This is a genomic window from Pseudomonas sp. MT92 (assembly GCF_058792515.1).
In genome coordinates this window covers 154029-171881 of sequence record NZ_JBXAFA010000006.1, presented here as the reverse complement: position 1 = coordinate 171881, position 17853 = coordinate 154029, and the positions used below count along the sequence as shown (strand labels likewise).

Below are 17853 nucleotides of genomic sequence, written 5' to 3'. Positions count from 1 at the left end.
AACGATCTAACAAGTGGCCGGGTTTTCGCGGTTTTTTGTGGGGAAGTTGCGCTGAATCCTAGATAACCACCGGCAGTGGGGTGGTCTGCCAGATCAGTACTCGAGTCACCCGATTGTCCTCGGTCTCGAGAATTTCCAGTCGGTACCGACCGATCTTCAGGCAAACCGCGCTCTCGGGAATCGTTTCCAGCGCTTCGGTCACCAGGCCGTTCAAGGTCTTCGGGCCATCGCTTGGCAGGTGCCAGCCAAGGCTCTTGTTCAGTTCGCGAATCGACGCTGCACCGTCGATCACCAAGCGGCCATCGGCCTGGGGGTGGATGTGCGGGTTGTTCAGGCTTTGCTGGCTTTCGAACTCGCCGACGATTTCTTCGAGAATGTCTTCCAGGGTCACGATGCCGAGCACTTCGCCGTACTCGTCGACCACCATGCCCAGGCGGCGTTGCTGTTTGTGGAAATTCAGCAGTTGCAGTTGCAAGGGAGTGCTTTCAGGCACGAAGTACGGTTCGCGACTGGCAGCCAGCAGCGCTTCCAGGGTCAGGCTCGCGTCGGGTAGCAGGTGGCCGATTTGCCGGGTGTTGAGTACGGCTTCGACCTGATTGATATCACTGTGGAACACCGGTAGGCGGGTGCGCTTGTTGTGGCGCAGTTGCTCGATGATTTCCTCGATCGGATCGTCGAGGTTGATCCCGTCGACTTCACTGCGCGGCACCAGAATGTCGTTGACCGTGATGTTGTCCAGCGCATGGATGCCAGGCAGCGAGTGCGGGCGGCAGATGGCGGGTTCGCGATCGTCGTACTGGGCTTTCGTTGGTTCGTCTTCGCTCTGTTGCACCACTTTGGCTTTGCGCTCGAGCGGTCTCAGCAGCAATTGGCTGGTGGCGTTGAGCAGCCATGCGGCCGGGTAGATGAGCTTCAGCGGGATGCGCAGCAGGTTGTTGCCCAGTGCCAGAATCGCATCCGGATGGCGGGCGGCGAGGGCGCGTGGCAGGTAGTCGGCGAACACCAGCAAGATGGCGCTCGCGCCGAGGCACGCGACCCACGGCCCCTTTTCGGCCCAGGTGAAAAGGGCCAGCAATGTACAGATGACCACCGCCAGCGTGCGGCACAGGGTGTTGCACAATATCAGGCTGTTGAGCGGAAAGCTCAGCCTGGTCAGCGGTTTGTCGCTTGAACGTGAGGCGACGCGCTTGGCCAGTACGTGCTGGTGAGCGGCTTCAATGGCGGTGAACAGCCCCGACCATAAAATCAACAGGGCCACTACTGCGAGCATCGGCCCTATGGGCAAGTCGTCCATTTATGCCGCCCGTCAGATGTGCAGGATGTATTCACGAACCAGCTTGCTGCCGAAATACGCCAGCATCAGCAGGCAGAAACCGGCAAGGGTCCAGCGAATGGCCTTGTGTCCGCGCCAGCCGAGGCGATTACGGCCCCAGAGCAGTACGCTGAAGACGATCCAGGCCAGGCAGGCCAGCAAGGTTTTGTGCACCAGATGCTGGGCGAAAAGGTTTTCGACGAACAGCCAGCCCGAGATCAGCGACAGGGACAGCAGGGTCCAGCCGGCCCAGAGAAAGCCGAACAGCAGGCTCTCCATGGTTTGCAGCGGCGGGAAGTTCTTGATCAGCCCCGACGGGTGTTTGTGCTTGAGTTGATGGTCCTGAATCAGCAACAGCAAGGCCTGGAACACCGCAATGGTAAACATGCCGTAGGCGAGGATCGACAGCAGGATGTGAGCGAGGATGCCCGGTGCTTCGTCAATGATCTGCACGGTACCGGCGGGCGCAAACTGTGCCAGAAGCGCCGTCGCGGCCCCCAGTGGGAACAACAGCACCAGCAGGTTTTCCACCGGTATGCGTGAGCAGGCGAGCAGGGTCAGGGCTATGACGGCCGCGGCAATCAGGCTGGCGGCGCTGAAAAAGTCCAGCCCCAGGCCGATTGGCGTCAGCAGATGAGTGACCAGGCTGGCGCCATGAGCCAGTACCGCCAGCACGCCGAGCGTGACGAGCAGCCGTTTGTTCGCCTTGGCGCCGTTGGCCAGGCGAGTGCCCTGATAGAAAGTCGCAGCGGCATACAAGCAGGCGGCGGCGAGAGTGGTTAGCAAGCTGGGTGACAAAGGGAGCATAAGTCCTGTTAGGCAAGCCCGAAAGCCGATGAGTTTGGCATAGAACCCACACGGCACGAAAGTGCGAGGTGTCCGCCAGACGCAGTCTTCGCTATAATCCGCGACCTGCCCACGCCGCAGGCTCGCCGAGTACACGTTTTAGTCCGGTACGGGCCGCCACTATCCCGGTCTACACAGGGCCTGAAAGGATCGCGCAATGTTTGAAAACTTAACCGACCGTCTCTCGCAGACGCTGCGCCATGTCACCGGCAAGGCCAAGCTGACCGAGGACAACATCAAAGACACCCTGCGTGAAGTGCGCATGGCGTTGCTCGAAGCCGACGTCGCGTTGCCGGTGGTCAAAGACTTCGTCAACTCGGTCAAGGAACGCGCTGTCGGTACCGAGGTGTCGCGCAGTCTGACGCCAGGCCAGGCCTTCGTGAAAATCGTCCAGGCCGAACTCGAAAGCCTGATGGGCGCAGCCAACGAAGACCTGAACCTGAGCGCCGTTCCGCCTGCCGTGATTCTGATGGCCGGTTTGCAGGGCGCTGGTAAAACCACCACCGCCGGCAAGCTCGCGCGCTTCCTTAAAGAGCGCAAGAAGAAGTCGGTCATGGTCGTGTCCGCTGACGTATACCGTCCAGCGGCGATCAAACAGCTGGAAATGCTTGCAGGAGAAGTCGGCGTCACCTTCTTTCCTTCCGACCTGACCCAGAAGCCGGTCGAGATCGCGCAAGCAGCTATTAAAGAAGCGAAACTCAAATTCATCGATGTGGTGATCGTCGATACCGCCGGTCGCCTGCACATCGATGAAGAGATGATGGGCGAGATCAAGGCGCTGCATGCTGCGATCAACCCGGTCGAGACCCTGTTCGTGGTCGACGCCATGACCGGCCAGGATGCCGCCAACACGGCCAAGGCCTTCGGCGATGCGCTGCCATTGACCGGTGTGATCCTGACCAAGGTCGACGGTGACGCCCGTGGCGGTGCGGCCCTTTCGGTGCGCGCCATCACCGGCAAGCCGATCAAGTTCATCGGTATGGGCGAGAAGAGCGAAGCGCTCGATCCGTTCCACCCTGAGCGTATCGCCTCGCGGATCCTCGGCATGGGTGACGTGCTCAGCCTGATCGAACAGGCAGAAGCGACCCTCGACAAGGACAAGGCCGACAAGCTGGCCAAGAAGCTGAAGAAGGGCAAGGGTTTCGACCTCGAAGACTTCCGTGATCAGCTGCAGCAGATGAAAAACATGGGCGGCCTCGGCGGCCTCATGGACAAGCTGCCGAACATGGGCGGCGTGAACCTGGCGCAGATGGGCAACGCCCAGAGCGCGGCAGAGAAGCAATTCAAGCAGATGGAAGCCATCATCAACTCCATGACCCCGGCCGAGCGCCGTGACCCTGAGCTGATCAGCGGTTCGCGCAAGCGTCGTATCGCCATGGGTTCCGGCACACAAGTGCAGGACATCGGTCGCTTGATCAAGCAGCACAAGCAGATGCAGAAGATGATGAAGAAATTCTCGGCGAAAGGCGGAATGGCCAAAATGATGCGCGGCATGGGCGGTATGTTGCCCGGCGGCGGCATGCCGAAGATGTAAAGAATCCGCGCCGGTCGTCGCACCGGCGCAGACCCCGCAAGGACGCGGGATCTCCAGCAAACCCGCATTTGGCGGGAGCTGATCGGCCGTTTTTAACGACGGCTCTATGGCAGATCTGAATGGCACTTTGATAGGTGCCGGAAAAAGGCATTTGCAAAAGTCCGGATATTCCTTAGAATATGCGGCCTTTCGGGCACCCATGCCCGCTGTGCATTTAGATTTGCAGCACCGACTACAGGAACGATGTTCACATGCTAACAATCCGTCTTGCCCTTGGCGGCTCCAAAAAGCGCCCGTTTTACCACTTGACCGTAACCGACAGCCGCAACCCGCGCGACGGTTCGCACAAGGAACAGGTTGGTTTCTTCAACCCTGTTGCTCGTGGTCAAGAAGTCCGTCTGTCCGTGAACCAAGAGCGCGTAGCCTACTGGCTGAGCGTTGGTGCACAACCTTCTGAGCGCGTTGCTCAGTTGTTGAAGGAATCTGCTAAGGCTGCGGCCTGAGCAATATGAACGCGACGCCAGCTGTTGCTGATGATTTGATCGTTATCGGCAAGATTTACTCGGTTCACGGCGTTCGCGGCGAAGTGAAGGTGTACTCCTTTACTGATCCGATTAAGAACCTGCTGGATTACAAAACCTGGACGCTCAAGCGTGACGGCAATGTAAAGCAGGTAGAGCTGGTCAGCGGACGCGGGAACGACAAGTTCCTGGTCGCAAAGCTCAAGGGTCTCGATGATCGTGAAGAAGCTCGTCTTCTGGCCGGTTATGAGATCTGCGTGCCGCGCAACCTGTTCCCTGAACTGACCGACGGCGAGTACTACTGGTACCAGCTGGAAGGTCTCAAGGTTATCGACACCCTCGGACAACTGTTCGGGAAGATCGATCACCTGCTCGAGACCGGCTCGAATGATGTAATGGTGGTCAAGCCTTGCGCTGGCAGCCTGGATGATCGCGAACGCCTGTTGCCCTATACCGAGCAATGCGTGTTGGCCGTCGACCTGGCAGCGGGCGAGATGAAGGTGGATTGGGACGCGGATTTCTAAGCGTGGCTAACTTGCGCGTAGAAGTGATCAGTTTGTTTCCCGAGATGTTCTCCGCCATCAGCGAGTACGGCATCACCAGTCGTGCGGTGAAACAGGGGCTCTTGCAGCTCACCTGTTGGAATCCGCGAGACTACACGACGGATCGACATCACACTGTGGATGATCGCCCATTTGGCGGTGGTCCGGGCATGGTGATGAAGATCAAGCCCCTGGAAGACGCTCTGGTTCAAGCCAAAGCCGCCGCCGGGGAGGGCGCGAAGGTGATTTACCTGTCGCCCCAAGGCCGTCAACTGACTCAGTCGGCGGTACGCGAGTTGGCGAATCTGGATGCATTGATCCTGATTGCCGGCCGCTATGAAGGCATTGACGAGCGGTTTATTGAAGCTCATGTCGATGAAGAGTGGTCGATTGGCGACTATGTACTGTCTGGCGGTGAGCTGCCGGCGATGGTCCTGATCGATGCGGTTACACGACTGCTGCCTGGAGCTTTAGGGCATGCGGACTCCGCCGAGGAAGATTCCTTTACGGATGGTTTGCTGGATTGCCCGCACTACACCCGACCGGAGGTGTATGCGGATCAGCGTGTTCCCGACGTATTGCTAAGTGGCAATCACGCGCACATCCGGCGTTGGCGTTTACAGCAGTCCCTTGGTCGGACCTATGAACGACGCGCCGATCTTCTGGAAAGCCGCTCGCTTTCTGGAGAAGAGAAGAAGCTGCTCGAGGAATATATCCGCGAGCGGGACGATAGTTAACAACGTATCGATGGTAGATCCGACGATTTACCTTAGGAGCACAGCATGACTAACAAAATCATCCTTGCACTCGAAGCAGAGCAGATGACCAAAGAGATCCCTACCTTTGCCCCGGGCGACACCATTGTCGTTCAGGTGAAAGTGAAGGAAGGCGACCGTTCGCGTCTGCAAGCGTTCGAAGGCGTTGTTATCGCCAAGCGTAACCGCGGCGTAAACAGTGCATTCACCGTTCGTAAAATCTCCAACGGTGTTGGCGTAGAGCGTACTTTCCAGACCTACAGCCCGCAAATCGACAGCATGGCCGTTAAGCGTCGCGGTGACGTACGTAAAGCCAAGCTGTACTACCTGCGTGACCTGTCCGGTAAAGCAGCTCGCATCAAGGAAAAACTGGCTTAAGTCCAGCTTCCGATGCAGAAAAAAAGCAGCCTACGGGCTGCTTTTTTGTTGCCTGTGATTTAGCGACGCTTGAGCAGATCCCCGTGCTGTCGAGCCTGCCCTGCCTCGGGCTGAATCAACGTCAGCAGAGTCCACTCGACTGCCCGGTTGCAACAGAACCTTGCGCGATGCGCGCGCAGGCGCATTGGTGCAAAACGGGACCGGCCAGAATGCCAACACAATTTGCTGTCCACTCATTCAAGCTCCCTGTTTCGTGCAGTGGCTGGCTATGAAAGACTAGCGACCGCTTCTACCGTCCTCCTGAATTTTTACGCGCCGTTTCAAGGCCGTGTGTTTTGAGTGCCCATGCCTGCCATCGAACATCCATTGATAGACCAGTTCCTCGACGCACTGTGGTTGGAGAAGGGGCTTTCCGATAACACCCGCGATGCCTATCGCAGTGATCTGGCCCTGTTCAACGGCTGGTTGCAGGAAAAGGGGCTGGAGTTGGCCAACGCCGGACGCGAGTTGATCCTCGACCACCTGGCCTGGCGTGTGGAGCAAAACTACAAACCCCGTTCAACCGCACGATTTCTCTCCGGAGTGCGTGGCTTCTATCGCTATTTGCTGCGGGAAAAGCTGATCGCTGTTGACCCGACACTCCGCATCGATATGCCGCAGCTCGGCAGGCCGCTGCCCAAATCCTTGTCGGAGGCCGATGTTGAAGCACTGTTGAAGGCGCCTGATTTGAGCGAAGCCATCGGACAGCGCGACCGCGCCATGCTGGAAGTGCTTTATGCCTGCGGCCTTCGGGTGACGGAACTGATCAGCCTGACGCTGGAGCAGGTCAATCTGCGCCAAGGCGTCTTGCGAGTGATGGGCAAAGGCAGCAAGGAGCGTCTGGTACCGATGGGAGAGGAGGCGATTGTCTGGGTCGAGCGCTACATGCGCGATGGGCGTGGCGAGCTGCTTGGCGGGCGTCCCAGCGATGTCTTGTTCCCCAGTCAGCGCGGCGAGCAGATGACCCGCCAGACGTTCTGGCATCGGATCAAGCATCAGGCGAAAGTCGCGGGAATCGGCAAGTCGCTGTCGCCGCACACATTGCGACATGCTTTCGCCACGCACTTGCTCAACCACGGTGCCGACCTTCGGGTGGTGCAGATGCTGCTGGGGCACAGCGATTTGTCGACCACCCAGATCTATACCCATGTTGCCCGGGCGCGGTTGCAGGACTTGCACGCCAAGCACCACCCTAGAGGCTAATGAAAGTCCTGTGGATCTGGCTCGCGATGAGGCCTGAACTCCAACATTAATGGCGCCTGACTGACCGCTATCGCGAGCCAGCTCGCTCCCACATAAAGCAGTCGTCAAAGCCTTGCATCACCGGGAGTCGGACACCGTTGCCTTATGTGGTAGGCTTTGTCGGTTTGCACGATGGGCGGTTATGACCCGGTGTTTCGGCACGGGCGTTCTGATCGTCCCATTTGTCCGCCTTCAGGAGTTCTCATGCGTCTGACCCAGATTTTCGCTGCCGCCGCCATTGCGTTGGTCAGCACCTTTGCCGTCGCCGATGACGCGGCCGACAAAGCCATCCGTAAAAGCCTGGAAAACCTCCAGCTCGAAGTGCCGGTAGAAAGCATCACCGCCAGCCCGCTGCCGGGCCTGTACGAAGTCAAATTGAAGGGCAGCCGCGTGCTGTATGCCAGTGCCGATGGCCAGTACGTGGTTCAGGGCTACCTGTTCCAGCTCAAGGATGGCAAGCCGGTCAACCTGACCGAGAAGACCGAGCGCCTGGGTATCTCCAAGTTGATCAATGAGATTCCGGTCGCTGAAACCGTGGTTTACCCGGCCATTGGCGAAACCAAGTCGCACATCACCGTGTTCACCGACACGACCTGCCCGTACTGCCACAAACTGCACGCCGAAGTGCCTGAGCTGAACAAGCGCGGCATCGAGGTGCGTTATGTTGCGTTCCCGCGCCAGGGCCTGGGCTCGCCGGGTGACGAACAGTTGCAAGCGGTTTGGTGCTCGAAAGACAAGAAAGCGGCCATGGACAAGATGGTCGACGGCAAGGAAATCAAGGCCGCCAAGTGCGATAACCCGGTTTCCAAACAGTTCGCCCTCGGCCAGTCGATTGGCGTGAACGGTACGCCGGCCATCGTTTTGGCCGACGGTCAGGTCATTCCGGGCTACCAGCCTGCGCCACAAGTCGCCAAACTGGCGTTGGGCGCGAAGTAAATTCGCATCGTCACGGTCAGCCATTGACGATCATGGTCCGGCAGCAGCATTGGCCGGGCCATCAATAGAGAGCCGCGAGCATGCGGTTGTTTTCACGGCCGGCCTTGAGTCGGCCGTTTTATGGGGAGTTCACAGTGAAACCGGTCAAAGTAGGCATCTGTGGGTTAGGAACCGTCGGTGGCGGTACCTTCAACGTACTTCAGCGCAACGCCGAGGAAATTGCTCGTCGTGCCGGGCGTGGAATCGAAGTGGCACAAATTGCCATGCGCACGCCAAAGCCTCAGTTCCAAACGACCGGTATTGCGATTACCAACGATGTCTTCGAAGTGGCCACGAACCCTGAGATCGACATCGTTATAGAGCTGATGGGCGGCTACACCGTTGCCCGTGAGCTGGTACTCAAGGCCATCGAGAATGGCAAGCATGTGGTCACCGCGAACAAGGCGCTTATCGCCGTTCACGGTAACGAAATTTTCGCCAAGGCTCGCGAAAAGGGCGTGATCGTTGCGTTCGAAGCGGCCGTGGCGGGTGGCATCCCGGTGATCAAGGCGATTCGCGAAGGCCTGTCGGCCAACCGTATCAACTGGGTGGCCGGGATCATCAACGGCACCGGTAACTTTATCCTGACCGAGATGCGCGAAAAGGGTCGCACCTTCGAAGACGTGCTGGCCGAGGCGCAAGCTCTGGGTTATGCCGAAGCGGATCCGACCTTCGACGTTGAAGGCATCGACGCGGCGCACAAGCTGACGATCCTGGCGTCCATCGCCTTCGGTATCCCGCTGCAATTCGACAAGGCCTACACCGAAGGCATCACCAAGCTGACCACCGCTGACGTGAACTATGCCGAAGCGCTGGGCTATCGCATCAAGCACCTGGGCGTGGCGCGCAGCACCGCGGCCGGTATTGAGCTGCGCGTACACCCGACGCTGATCCCGGCCGATCGGTTGATCGCCAACGTCAACGGCGTGATGAACGCGGTCATGGTCAACGGTGATGCGGCCGGCTCGACCCTGTTCTACGGTGCCGGTGCCGGCATGGAACCGACGGCTTCGTCGGTCATTGCCGACCTGGTGGATGTCGTTCGCGCCATGACTTCCGATCCGGAAAACCGCGTGCCGCACCTGGCCTTCCAGCCGGATTCGCTGTCGGCGCACCCGATCCTGCCGATCGAAGCCTGCGAAAGCGCGTACTACCTGCGCATTCAGGCCAAGGACCATCCGGGCGTGCTGGCGCAAGTCGCGAGCATCCTGTCGGAACGCGGTATCAACATCGAATCGATCATGCAGAAGGAAGTCGAAGAACACGACGGCCTGGTGCCGATGATCCTGCTGACCCACCGTGTGCTGGAGCAGCACATCAACGACGCGATCACCGCCCTGGAAGCCTTGGCTGGCGTTGTGGGTCCTGTCGTACGGATCCGCGTCGAACATCTGAACTAACAGCAGCTGCAAGCCACAAGCCCCAAGCTGCAAGCAAGAGCCAATCCGCTTTTGACTTGCAGCTCGAAGCTTGAAGCTGAAGCTCCAAACCAAAGGTTTGCCCTTATGCGCTACATCAGTACCCGCGGCCAGGCACCGGCCCTGAATTTCGAAGACGTCCTGCTGGCCGGTCTGGCCACCGATGGCGGTCTGTACGTCCCGGAAAACCTGCCACGTTTCACCCAGGAAGAGATCGCTTCCTGGGCCGGCCTGCCCTATCACGAGCTGGCGTTCCGGGTCATGCGCCCGTTCGTCACCGGCAGCATTCCGGACGCCGATTTCAAAAAGATTCTTGAAGAGACCTACGGCGTATTTGCCCACAGCGCCGTTGCGCCGCTGCGTCAGTTGAATGGCAATGAGTGGGTGCTGGAGCTGTTCCACGGCCCGACCCTGGCGTTCAAGGACTTCGCCCTGCAACTGCTCGGCCGCCTGCTCGACTACGTGCTGGAAAAGCGCGGCGAGCGCGTGGTGATCGTCGGTGCGACTTCCGGTGATACCGGTTCGGCCGCCATCGAAGGCTGCAAGCACTGCGAAAACGTCGATATCTTCATCCTGCACCCGCACAATCGCGTATCGGAAGTGCAGCGTCGGCAGATGACCACCATCTTCGGCGAGAACATCCACAACATCGCGATCGAAGGCAACTTCGATGACTGCCAGGAAATGGTCAAGGCGAGCTTCGCCGACCAGGGCTTCCTCAAGGGCACTCGCCTGGTGGCGGTGAACTCGATCAACTGGGCGCGGATCATGGCCCAGATCGTTTACTACTTCTACGCGGCGCTTCAATTGGGTGGCCCGGCGCGTTCGGTGTCGTTCTCGGTCCCGACCGGCAACTTCGGCGACATTTTTGCCGGTTACCTGGCGCGGAACATGGGCCTGCCGATCAACCAGTTGATCGTCGCCACCAACCGCAACGACATCCTGCACCGCTTCATGAGCGGCAATCAGTACGTCAAGGAAACCTTGCACGCCACCCTGTCGCCCTCCATGGACATCATGGTGTCCTCGAACTTCGAGCGTTTGCTGTTCGACCTGCACGGTCGCAACGGCGCGGCGATCGCCGGGTTGATGGACAGCTTCAAGCAAGGTGGCGGTTTCAGCGTCGAGCAGGAGCGCTGGACCGAAGCACGCAAACTGTTCGATTCGCTGGCAGTGGATGATGCACAAACCTGCGAAACCATCGCCGAAGTCTATGAGCAGACCGGTGAAGTGCTGGATCCGCACACCGCCATCGGCGTGAAGGCCGCGCGGGAATGCCGTCGTAGCCTGGATATTCCAATGGTGATCCTGGGCACCGCCCACCCGGTCAAATTCCCGGACGCCGTGGAAAAAGCCGGTGTAGGAAAAGCACTCGAACTCCCCGCACATCTTTCTGATTTGTTTGAGCGAGATGAGCGGTGCACCGTGTTGCCGAATGACTTGAAAGCCGTACAGGCCTTTGTCAGTCAGCATGGCAACCGTGGCAAGCCTTTGTAACGGCAAAAGCTGTCACAAATTGAAGCCCGTCTCCTGACGGGCTTTCTTGTTTCTGCATGCCACACTTGCCGGGAAGAGTCGCCCATGAAGGACGGGCGAGCTGATCATCAAGGAAGTGGCAATGCTGTTTTTCAGAAGGTCAAGGTCAGTCCCATGCTGGCTGTTGTTGCTTGGCGCCCTGGTGTTCTCCCAATGGGGGCTGGCCTCACATTCGGTGGCTCCTGAGCCCGTGAAGACGATCAGGCTGGACGCTCAAGAGCTGAAATGGATTACCGAGCATCCGCGCGTCATCGTCGCATCACTGGAGTACCCGCTGTACCTGTTCAAGGATGAGCATGGCCATTGGAATGGCTTGAACAGGGATTTGCTTGATCGCATCAGTGCCATGACCGGTTTGCAGTTTGTTCATGCCGAGTCCTTTTCGATCGATCAGATGCTGGGAAGTCTGGAGAGGGGGGCTGCGGACATGAGCACCACGCTCTCGATGAATGATGAGCGCAAAGCGTTTCTGGACTTCAGCTATGCGTTTGGTGGTGCTGGCTGGGTGTTCGTCGGTCGGGCCGGGGAGCCACCAGTGCAATCGCTGCACCAGTTGGCAAAAAGAGTGTTGGTGTTGCCGAGCCGCCACGCCCTGGAGGCATTGATTCGGCGCGAATATCCAGCCATTGAGCTGCGCTCTGTCAAGACCAGCGCCGAGGCCCGCGCCTGGGTCGAAAGCGGGCTGGCCCATGCAACTATCGAAAACGAGATCGGCGCTCAGCTTTTTCCCTCGGGATTGCTTCAGGCGGGCCATATCGTCGAGGGCAAGTGGGACCCGGACTACCTGGCAGTGCGTCAAGGTCAGCCGCAGTTGCTGAGCATCCTCAACAAGGCGCTTGAGGCGTTTCCTCCCGCCGAATTACGTGCCATTCGCCAGAAATGGTTCAATGGGATAACACCAACGCCAGTACGCACCGTCGGTCAACGGATTGCCGAGTGGGGCTGCTGGGGAGTCGTTATCGCCGGCCTCTTCGGGTTGCTGTCCTTACTCTGGAATCGCCGGTTGGCAGCGTTGGTCCAGCAACGGGCACAGGCTGAGAAAAGCCTCAGTGATCAGCTCGCGTTCCAGCGCGCGTTGATTGACGCCATGCCTGATCCGATTTTCGTCCGGGATCTGCAAGGGCGTTTGATCATGTGCAATAAAAGCTATGAGGAGAGGTTGTCGACCCGTTTCGATCAAATGCAGGGTCGCCAACTGATTGAACTCGATGTGTTGCCCAAAGCGACCGCTGAACTGCTGCATACCGAGTTCATGGCCCAACTGGCGACTCGCAAGTCGCACTTCAGTGAGCGGCAATTGCTGTTCATGAATGGCCTCAGGGACATCTATCAATGGACGGTGCCGTTTTACAGTTCGGACGGCCAACTGCGAGGTTTGCTCGGGGGCTGGACTGATATCGACCAGCGCATCCGACGGGCGTGATGCGCTTGTTTTTTCTCTGTCATCTTTGGCATGCATGCTCTATCGACGGGAGGCGCAGCGTCCCGCCAACCGGTTTTCAGAACTTTCTTCTCGGGCCAGCGGTCATTTACTGTAGAGATGCCCCAGGCACTTTGTTTCGGACTATTGAGTGGTGATCGAGATGGAAAGTATCAGTCTCTTGCTCGGTGAGGCTCTGAGCCCGTACCAGGTAACACTGACCCCGTCGGGTATTCATGGTGAATGCCGGGTGTCATTGACGAATACGATGGGGGCGGTTGTGGTCGAACGCGAGTTCAACCAGGCCCAATTGAGTGATAGGCGTCTGCTCACGGATGTGGTCGACGGTTTGCATCGCGATGTGCTGATTGCGGAAGGACGGCTGGAGCCCTGTGTCATTGCGGCATTGCGCCATGCAGCTCAAGACAAGTTGCTGGCCCGCCGTAATTGAAAGTGTTTTTTGTGGGAACCTTCCTGCGCCCGGATCAGTCAGATCTTTTAACAGCAGGATCAAGCATTGTGCTCCGGTGCTTGTAGCTTGCTGCCACTGGTCTATAGATAGGCCACGTTTAACCCCGAGTCGTCTCCCCACTTCTCGGGGTTTCTTTTTGTCGGGTGGTTATCAGTGCCCGGCCTGCTGCTCAAAAAATTCCTTGGACGCCTGCAGATACTCGCTGCGACTTTCCGGGTCGAGCCAGGCGGCGTAGGCCTCGCTCAGGTCATCGCGAGGCAGGTTATGCAGTAGTTGATTGATCTCGATGATTGCCTGTCGGCCTTGGGGCGTGTCGGTACAGCCGATGTAGCCAGACAGGTACTTGCCGGTGCCGCGAATCGGATAGAACTGCAATTCATCCTCGTCGATCCCTTGTCGCTGAGCCTGGTAGCGGATCTCCGGTCGGTAGCCCAGCAACAGGTGCAGGCGCCCCAGGCGTTGCATCTGAAGCAGGCTACCCAGCGCGTCGTTACCGTAGTGCAGTGTCAGTGCTTGAGGGGGGGCTTGTTTGAGCAGTGCATCGATAAACTCGCCGTAGTTGCGTTCGGCAATAATCCCCAGCGTTACGCTGCCATTGGCCAGCAGGGTCGCCAGATCCACCTCTCCATCCTTGATGAAAGGCGTCAACACCTCCCGATCGCCACGGCGCACGGCCAAGCCATTGCTCATGGCGCGGAAGACCGGAACGGAAAACGCGATCCAGTTATCGCGCTCCTTGCTCCAATTCAGCGCTGCATCGCACGTGAGCGCCGATTCACGGAGCATTTGCAGTCCGCGGGCACGATTGACTTTCTTTACGCTGTGCTGGTACTGGGGCATGCCGGCGATTAGCTGTCGCAACAGCTGATCAATGACTCCCTGATTCTTGTCCGGTCCTTCGAAAATAAACAGTGGCGGCAGGTCCCGCTTCAGCCAGACCAGGGATTCCCCGGCTTGTGCCAGCATCGGCAACAAGGTCAGTCCGCTGATCAGCCACATGCTCACCAACGCAAACAACACCCGCCTGTTGAGTGGCAGGCAGTGCTTGATTGACCGCGCCAGCAGACGCTTCAGCTCAGATGGCTCCGTCTTTGCGCAGTTGTGCGATCTGCGACGCGTCATAGCCAAGTTCCTGGAGTACCTGTGCGTTATGCTCACCCAGTTGCGGCCCGACCCATTCACATTCACCGGGTGTCTCTGAGAGTTTCGGCACAATCCCCGGCATCTTGAAGCCTTTGCCGTCAGGAAGTTTGGCCTGCAGGAACATTTCTCGCGCAAGGTATTGCGGGTCGCTGAACATGTCTTCGGCGCTGAAGATGCGGCTGGCCGGCACATCGGCCTGTTTCAAGCGCTCAATGACGGTGTCCAGCGGCAACGAGTTGACCCAGCGATCAATCACCCCGTAGATCTCGTCGCGGCGGCTGTCGCGTCCGTCGTTGCTGGCCAGGGCCGGGTCATTGGCCAAGTCTTCGCGACCGATGATCATCATGAAGCGTTTGAAAATCGCATCGCCATTGGCGCCGATCTGCACATGTTTGCCGTCGGCGCTGGTGTGGATCGAGGAGGGGGTAATACCGGGCATGATGTTGCCGGTGCGTTCGCGAATAAAGCCGAAAACATCAAATTCCGGGACCATGCTTTCCATCATGGCGAAAATCGCTTCATACAGCGCCACATCCACCACTTGCCCCTGGCCGCCATTGACCTCGCGATGACGCAGGGCCATCAGTGCGCCGATCACGCCCCAGAGCGCGGCGATCGAATCACCAATGGAAATCCCGGTGCGCACCGGCGGCCGGTCTTCGAACCCGGTGATGTAACGCAGGCCACCCATGGATTCGCCCACCGCTCCAAACCCCGGCTGATCCTTCATCGGTCCGGTCTGGCCAAAGCCCGAGAGTCGCACCATGACCAGTTTCGGGTTCAGCGCGTGCAAGACGTCCCAGCCCAGCCCCAGTTTTTCCAGCACGCCGGGGCGGAAGTTTTCGATCAGGATGTCCGCTTCACTGAGCAGTTTTTTCAGAATGGCCAGGCCATCCGGATGCTTGAGGTTCAGCGTCAGGGATTTTTTGTTGCGCGCCTGAACGAACCACCACAGCGAAGTCCCTTCGTACAACTTGCGCCACTTGCGCAGCGGATCGCCACCGTCCGGGGACTCGATCTTGACCACGTCGGCACCGAATTCAGCGCAGATGCGCGAGGCAAACGGACCGGCAATCAGAGTGCCCAATTCGATGACTTTCAGACCTGAGAGCGGTTTGGCGGTGAGCGGCATACTAAATCCTGTAGGACAAAAGACTGAGCGAATACAGACTTTTAACATAGCCGACGGTCAGGCGCTCAAGGTAGATCGCCTTCTATTCGTTGATTGCCTGCCGCATCGGTTAGACTTGCCGACTTTCCTCGTATCAAGAAGCCCGTTCATGGCCCAGCCGTCCACGACTTACAAGTTTGAACTGAACCTCACCGACCTTGACCGCAGTGTTTACGAGAGCGTCAAGCAGACCATCGCCCGTCACCCTTCGGAAACCGAAGAGCGTATGACCGTGCGCCTGCTGGCCTATGCCCTCTGGTACAACGAGCAGCTGTCCTTTGGCCGTGGTCTTTCAGAAGTGGATGAACCGGCCTTGTGGGAAAAAAGCCTGGATGACCGTGTCCTGCACTGGATCGAAGTCGGCCAACCGGATGCCGAGCGCCTGACCTGGTGTTCGCGTCGCACCGAACGCACCAGCCTGCTGGCCTACGGCAGCCTGCGCGTCTGGGAAGGCAAGGTGATCCCGGCGATCAAAAACCTGAAAAACGTCAACATCGCCGCCGTGCCCCAGGAAGTGCTGGAAACCCTGGCCAAGGACATGCCTCGCGTTATCAAGTGGGACGTGATGATCAGTGAGGGGACGATTTTCGTCACTGACGACCGTGGTCAGCATGAAGTCCAGTTGCAGTGGCTGGCCGGCGAACGCGGCTGATCAGTCGCCTCTGCACCGCGTCATGCGCCTTTATCCCACGTACTGAAGAGAAGCTCCTGTCACCCCATGCGCATTGAATCTCGCCTGTTGCCCGACCCCTTGCCATTGCTGGGTGATATTCCACCTCTGCTGACCCGACTCTACGCCGCGCGGGGCGTGCAATCCGCAGTCGAACTGGACAAGAGTCTGGCGCGGCTGATTCCGTTCCAGCAGCTCAAGGGCATTGATGCTGCCGTGGACCTGCTGGTGACCGCGCTCGAACAGCGGCAACGGATTCTGATCGTCGGCGATTTCGACGCCGATGGCGCGACGGCCAGTACCGTGGGCACGCTGGGCCTGCGTTTGCTGGGCGCGGCCCATGTCGATTACCTGGTGCCCAACCGTTTTGACTACGGTTACGGCCTGACGCCGGAGATCGTTGCCGTGGCGCTGGAGCGTCAGCCACAGCTGTTGATCACCGTGGACAACGGCATCTCCAGCGTCGAAGGCGTGGCGGCGGCGAAAAAGGCCGGCCTCAAGGTGCTGGTCACCGACCACCACTTGCCCGGTGATGAATTGCCCCAGGCCGATGCCATCGTCAATCCGAACCAGCCAGGTTGTGAGTTCCCGAGCAAGGCGCTGGCCGGCGTTGGTGTGATTTTCTATGTGCTGATGGCCTTGCGCGCGCGCTTGCGCAGCCTGGGCTGGTACGAGAACAAGCCGCAGCCGAACATCGGCGAATTGCTCGACCTCGTGGCGTTGGGCAGCGTGGCTGACGTGGTGCCGCTGGATGCCAACAACCGGATTCTGGTGCACCAGGGCCTCGAGCGGATTCGCGCCGGGCGTGCGCGGCCGGGCATCAAGGCGATTCTCGAAGTGGCCAAGCGTGAGCCGGCGCGCATCACCTCCACCGACCTGGGATTCATTGTCGGCCCGCGCCTGAACGCAGCGGGGCGCCTGGATGACATGAGCCTGGGCATCGAATGCCTGCTGACCGAAGATGTGGCGCTGGCCCGCGAGATGGCCGCTCAGCTGGACGGCATGAACCAGGACCGCAAATCCATCGAGCAGGGCATGCAGCGTGAAGCGCTGGCTCAGCTCAAGGATTTGCCGGTGGATTCCATGCCGTTTGGTCTGTGTCTGTTCGATCCCGAGTGGCATCAGGGGGTCATCGGCATCCTCGCCTCGCGTATGAAAGATCGCTATTTCCGTCCGACCATTGCCTTTGCCGATGCGGGAGACGGGCTGCTCAAGGGGTCGGGGCGTTCGGTCCAGGGCTTCCATATTCGCGATGCCCTGAGCGTGGTAGCGGCGCAGCATCCGAACCTGATCAGCAAATATGGTGGCCATGCCATGGCCGCCGGTCTGACGCTGCCGGAAGCGAATTTTCCGCTGTTCGCCGAGGCTTTTGACGCTGAGGTGCGCAGGCAATTGCGCGAAGAAGACCTGACCGGGCGTCTGCTGTCGGACGGCACCCTGGCGGTCGAGGAGTTTCACTTGGAACTGGCCCGCGCGCTGCGCCATGCCGGTCCTTGGGGGCAGCACTTTCCGGAGCCGCTGTTTCATGGGGTGTTCCAGTTAGTCGAGCAGCGCGTCGTCGGCGAACGGCACCTCAAAGTGGTACTGAGGAGCGAATGTGGCTCGGTGAAACTGGATGGCATTGCCTTTGGTATCGACCGCGATATCTGGCCGAATCCGACCATCAAGTGGGTGGAGCTGGCCTACAAGCTCGACGTCAACGAGTTCCGCGGCAACGAGACCGTTCAACTGATGATTGCCCACATCGAACCGCGATAGGTTTTGTGGGGAGGGGGGAAAACCCCCCCCCCCAAAGAACGTGTTGTTTTTCAATTTTTTTTTTCCTTTCCTGACCCCTCCCCCCCCCCCCCTTTCGCCCCGGATTTCCGCACCGCTTTGT

General features: G+C 59.0%; 17 protein-coding genes. 13 read left to right on the top strand and 4 right to left on the bottom strand.

All coding sequences use genetic code 11. The features are described from left to right. Positions 1-58 precede the first annotated feature (58 nt). Positions 59-1294 (bottom strand): transporter associated domain-containing protein, encoded by a 1236-nt coding sequence (locus AC1Q6D_RS13410; protein ID WP_103403882.1) that lies wholly within the window; start codon positions 1292-1294, stop codon positions 59-61. 12 nt (positions 1295-1306) lie between these two features. Next, entirely contained in the window at positions 1307-2119 is an 813-nt protein-coding gene (locus AC1Q6D_RS13405) for a cytochrome C assembly family protein (RefSeq protein ID WP_047532765.1), read from the bottom strand. 196 nt (positions 2120-2315) lie between these two features. Between AC1Q6D_RS13405 and ffh the strand changes: the two genes are divergently transcribed. The 11 genes from ffh (at position 2316) to AC1Q6D_RS13350 (ending at position 12969) form a co-directional block, all read left to right on the top strand. Next, on the top strand, positions 2316-3692 hold the full coding sequence (ffh, locus tag AC1Q6D_RS13400; RefSeq protein ID WP_090324937.1) for a signal recognition particle protein: 1377 nt from the start codon (positions 2316-2318) through the stop codon (positions 3690-3692). A gap of 251 nt (positions 3693-3943) precedes the next feature. Next, positions 3944-4195, top strand: a complete 252-nt coding sequence (rpsP, locus tag AC1Q6D_RS13395) for a 30S ribosomal protein S16 (RefSeq protein WP_003198088.1) — start codon at positions 3944-3946, stop codon at positions 4193-4195. Positions 4196-4200: 5 nt separating this feature from the next. Continuing rightward, positions 4201-4737, top strand: a complete 537-nt coding sequence (gene rimM / locus AC1Q6D_RS13390) for a ribosome maturation factor RimM (protein WP_007972729.1) — start codon at positions 4201-4203, stop codon at positions 4735-4737. A 2-nt stretch (positions 4738-4739) separates the two neighbouring features. After that, the gene (gene trmD, locus AC1Q6D_RS13385; RefSeq protein ID WP_047532757.1) at positions 4740-5492 is read left to right on the top strand and encodes a tRNA (guanosine(37)-N1)-methyltransferase TrmD; all 753 of its coding nucleotides are present in this window, start codon (positions 4740-4742) and stop codon (positions 5490-5492) included. Positions 5493-5537: 45 nt separating this feature from the next. Continuing rightward, on the top strand, positions 5538-5888 hold the full coding sequence (rplS, locus tag AC1Q6D_RS13380) for a 50S ribosomal protein L19 (protein WP_003175895.1): 351 nt from the start codon (positions 5538-5540) through the stop codon (positions 5886-5888). A gap of 345 nt (positions 5889-6233) precedes the next feature. Next, complete coding sequence (xerD, locus tag AC1Q6D_RS13375; protein ID WP_103403883.1) at positions 6234-7130, top strand: site-specific tyrosine recombinase XerD; 897 nt, start codon at positions 6234-6236, stop codon at positions 7128-7130. A gap of 243 nt (positions 7131-7373) precedes the next feature. Beyond that, the gene (dsbC, locus tag AC1Q6D_RS13370) at positions 7374-8105 is read left to right on the top strand and encodes a bifunctional protein-disulfide isomerase/oxidoreductase DsbC (protein ID WP_047532736.1); all 732 of its coding nucleotides are present in this window, start codon (positions 7374-7376) and stop codon (positions 8103-8105) included. 134 nt (positions 8106-8239) lie between these two features. Continuing rightward, on the top strand, positions 8240-9544 hold the full coding sequence (locus tag AC1Q6D_RS13365) for a homoserine dehydrogenase (RefSeq protein WP_047539052.1): 1305 nt from the start codon (positions 8240-8242) through the stop codon (positions 9542-9544). A 105-nt stretch (positions 9545-9649) separates the two neighbouring features. Continuing rightward, positions 9650-11059 carry a threonine synthase gene (gene thrC / locus AC1Q6D_RS13360; RefSeq protein ID WP_047532735.1) on the top strand — a complete coding sequence of 470 codons (1410 nt, stop codon included), beginning with the start codon at positions 9650-9652 and terminating at the stop codon, positions 11057-11059. Between the two features lie 121 nt (positions 11060-11180). Continuing rightward, a complete protein-coding gene (locus AC1Q6D_RS13355; RefSeq protein ID WP_103403884.1) occupies positions 11181-12521 on the top strand; it encodes a transporter substrate-binding domain-containing protein in 1341 nt (446 codons plus the stop codon). Between the two features lie 160 nt (positions 12522-12681). Beyond that, positions 12682-12969, top strand: a complete 288-nt coding sequence (locus AC1Q6D_RS13350) for a DUF3509 domain-containing protein (protein WP_047532730.1) — start codon at positions 12682-12684, stop codon at positions 12967-12969. A gap of 171 nt (positions 12970-13140) precedes the next feature. Here the strand turns inward: AC1Q6D_RS13350 and AC1Q6D_RS13345 are convergent, their stop codons facing one another. Further along, on the bottom strand, positions 13141-14112 hold the full coding sequence (locus AC1Q6D_RS13345) for a TIGR02285 family protein (RefSeq protein WP_103403885.1): 972 nt from the start codon (positions 14110-14112) through the stop codon (positions 13141-13143). Beyond that, the gene (locus AC1Q6D_RS13340; RefSeq protein WP_047532726.1) at positions 14066-15265 is read right to left on the bottom strand and encodes a CaiB/BaiF CoA transferase family protein; all 1200 of its coding nucleotides are present in this window, start codon (positions 15263-15265) and stop codon (positions 14066-14068) included. The genes AC1Q6D_RS13345 and AC1Q6D_RS13340 overlap by 47 nt, the downstream gene beginning before the upstream one ends. Before the next feature lie 148 nt (positions 15266-15413). On the opposite strand from AC1Q6D_RS13340, the gene AC1Q6D_RS13335 reads away from it, so the two are divergent. Both AC1Q6D_RS13335 and recJ read left to right on the top strand, forming a co-directional pair. Beyond that, the gene (locus AC1Q6D_RS13335; RefSeq protein WP_047532723.1) at positions 15414-15956 is read left to right on the top strand and encodes a YaeQ family protein; all 543 of its coding nucleotides are present in this window, start codon (positions 15414-15416) and stop codon (positions 15954-15956) included. Between the two features lie 66 nt (positions 15957-16022). Continuing rightward, positions 16023-17732 carry a single-stranded-DNA-specific exonuclease RecJ gene (recJ, locus tag AC1Q6D_RS13330; RefSeq protein ID WP_103403886.1) on the top strand — a complete coding sequence of 570 codons (1710 nt, stop codon included), beginning with the start codon at positions 16023-16025 and terminating at the stop codon, positions 17730-17732. The last annotated feature ends 121 nt before the right edge of the window (positions 17733-17853 follow it).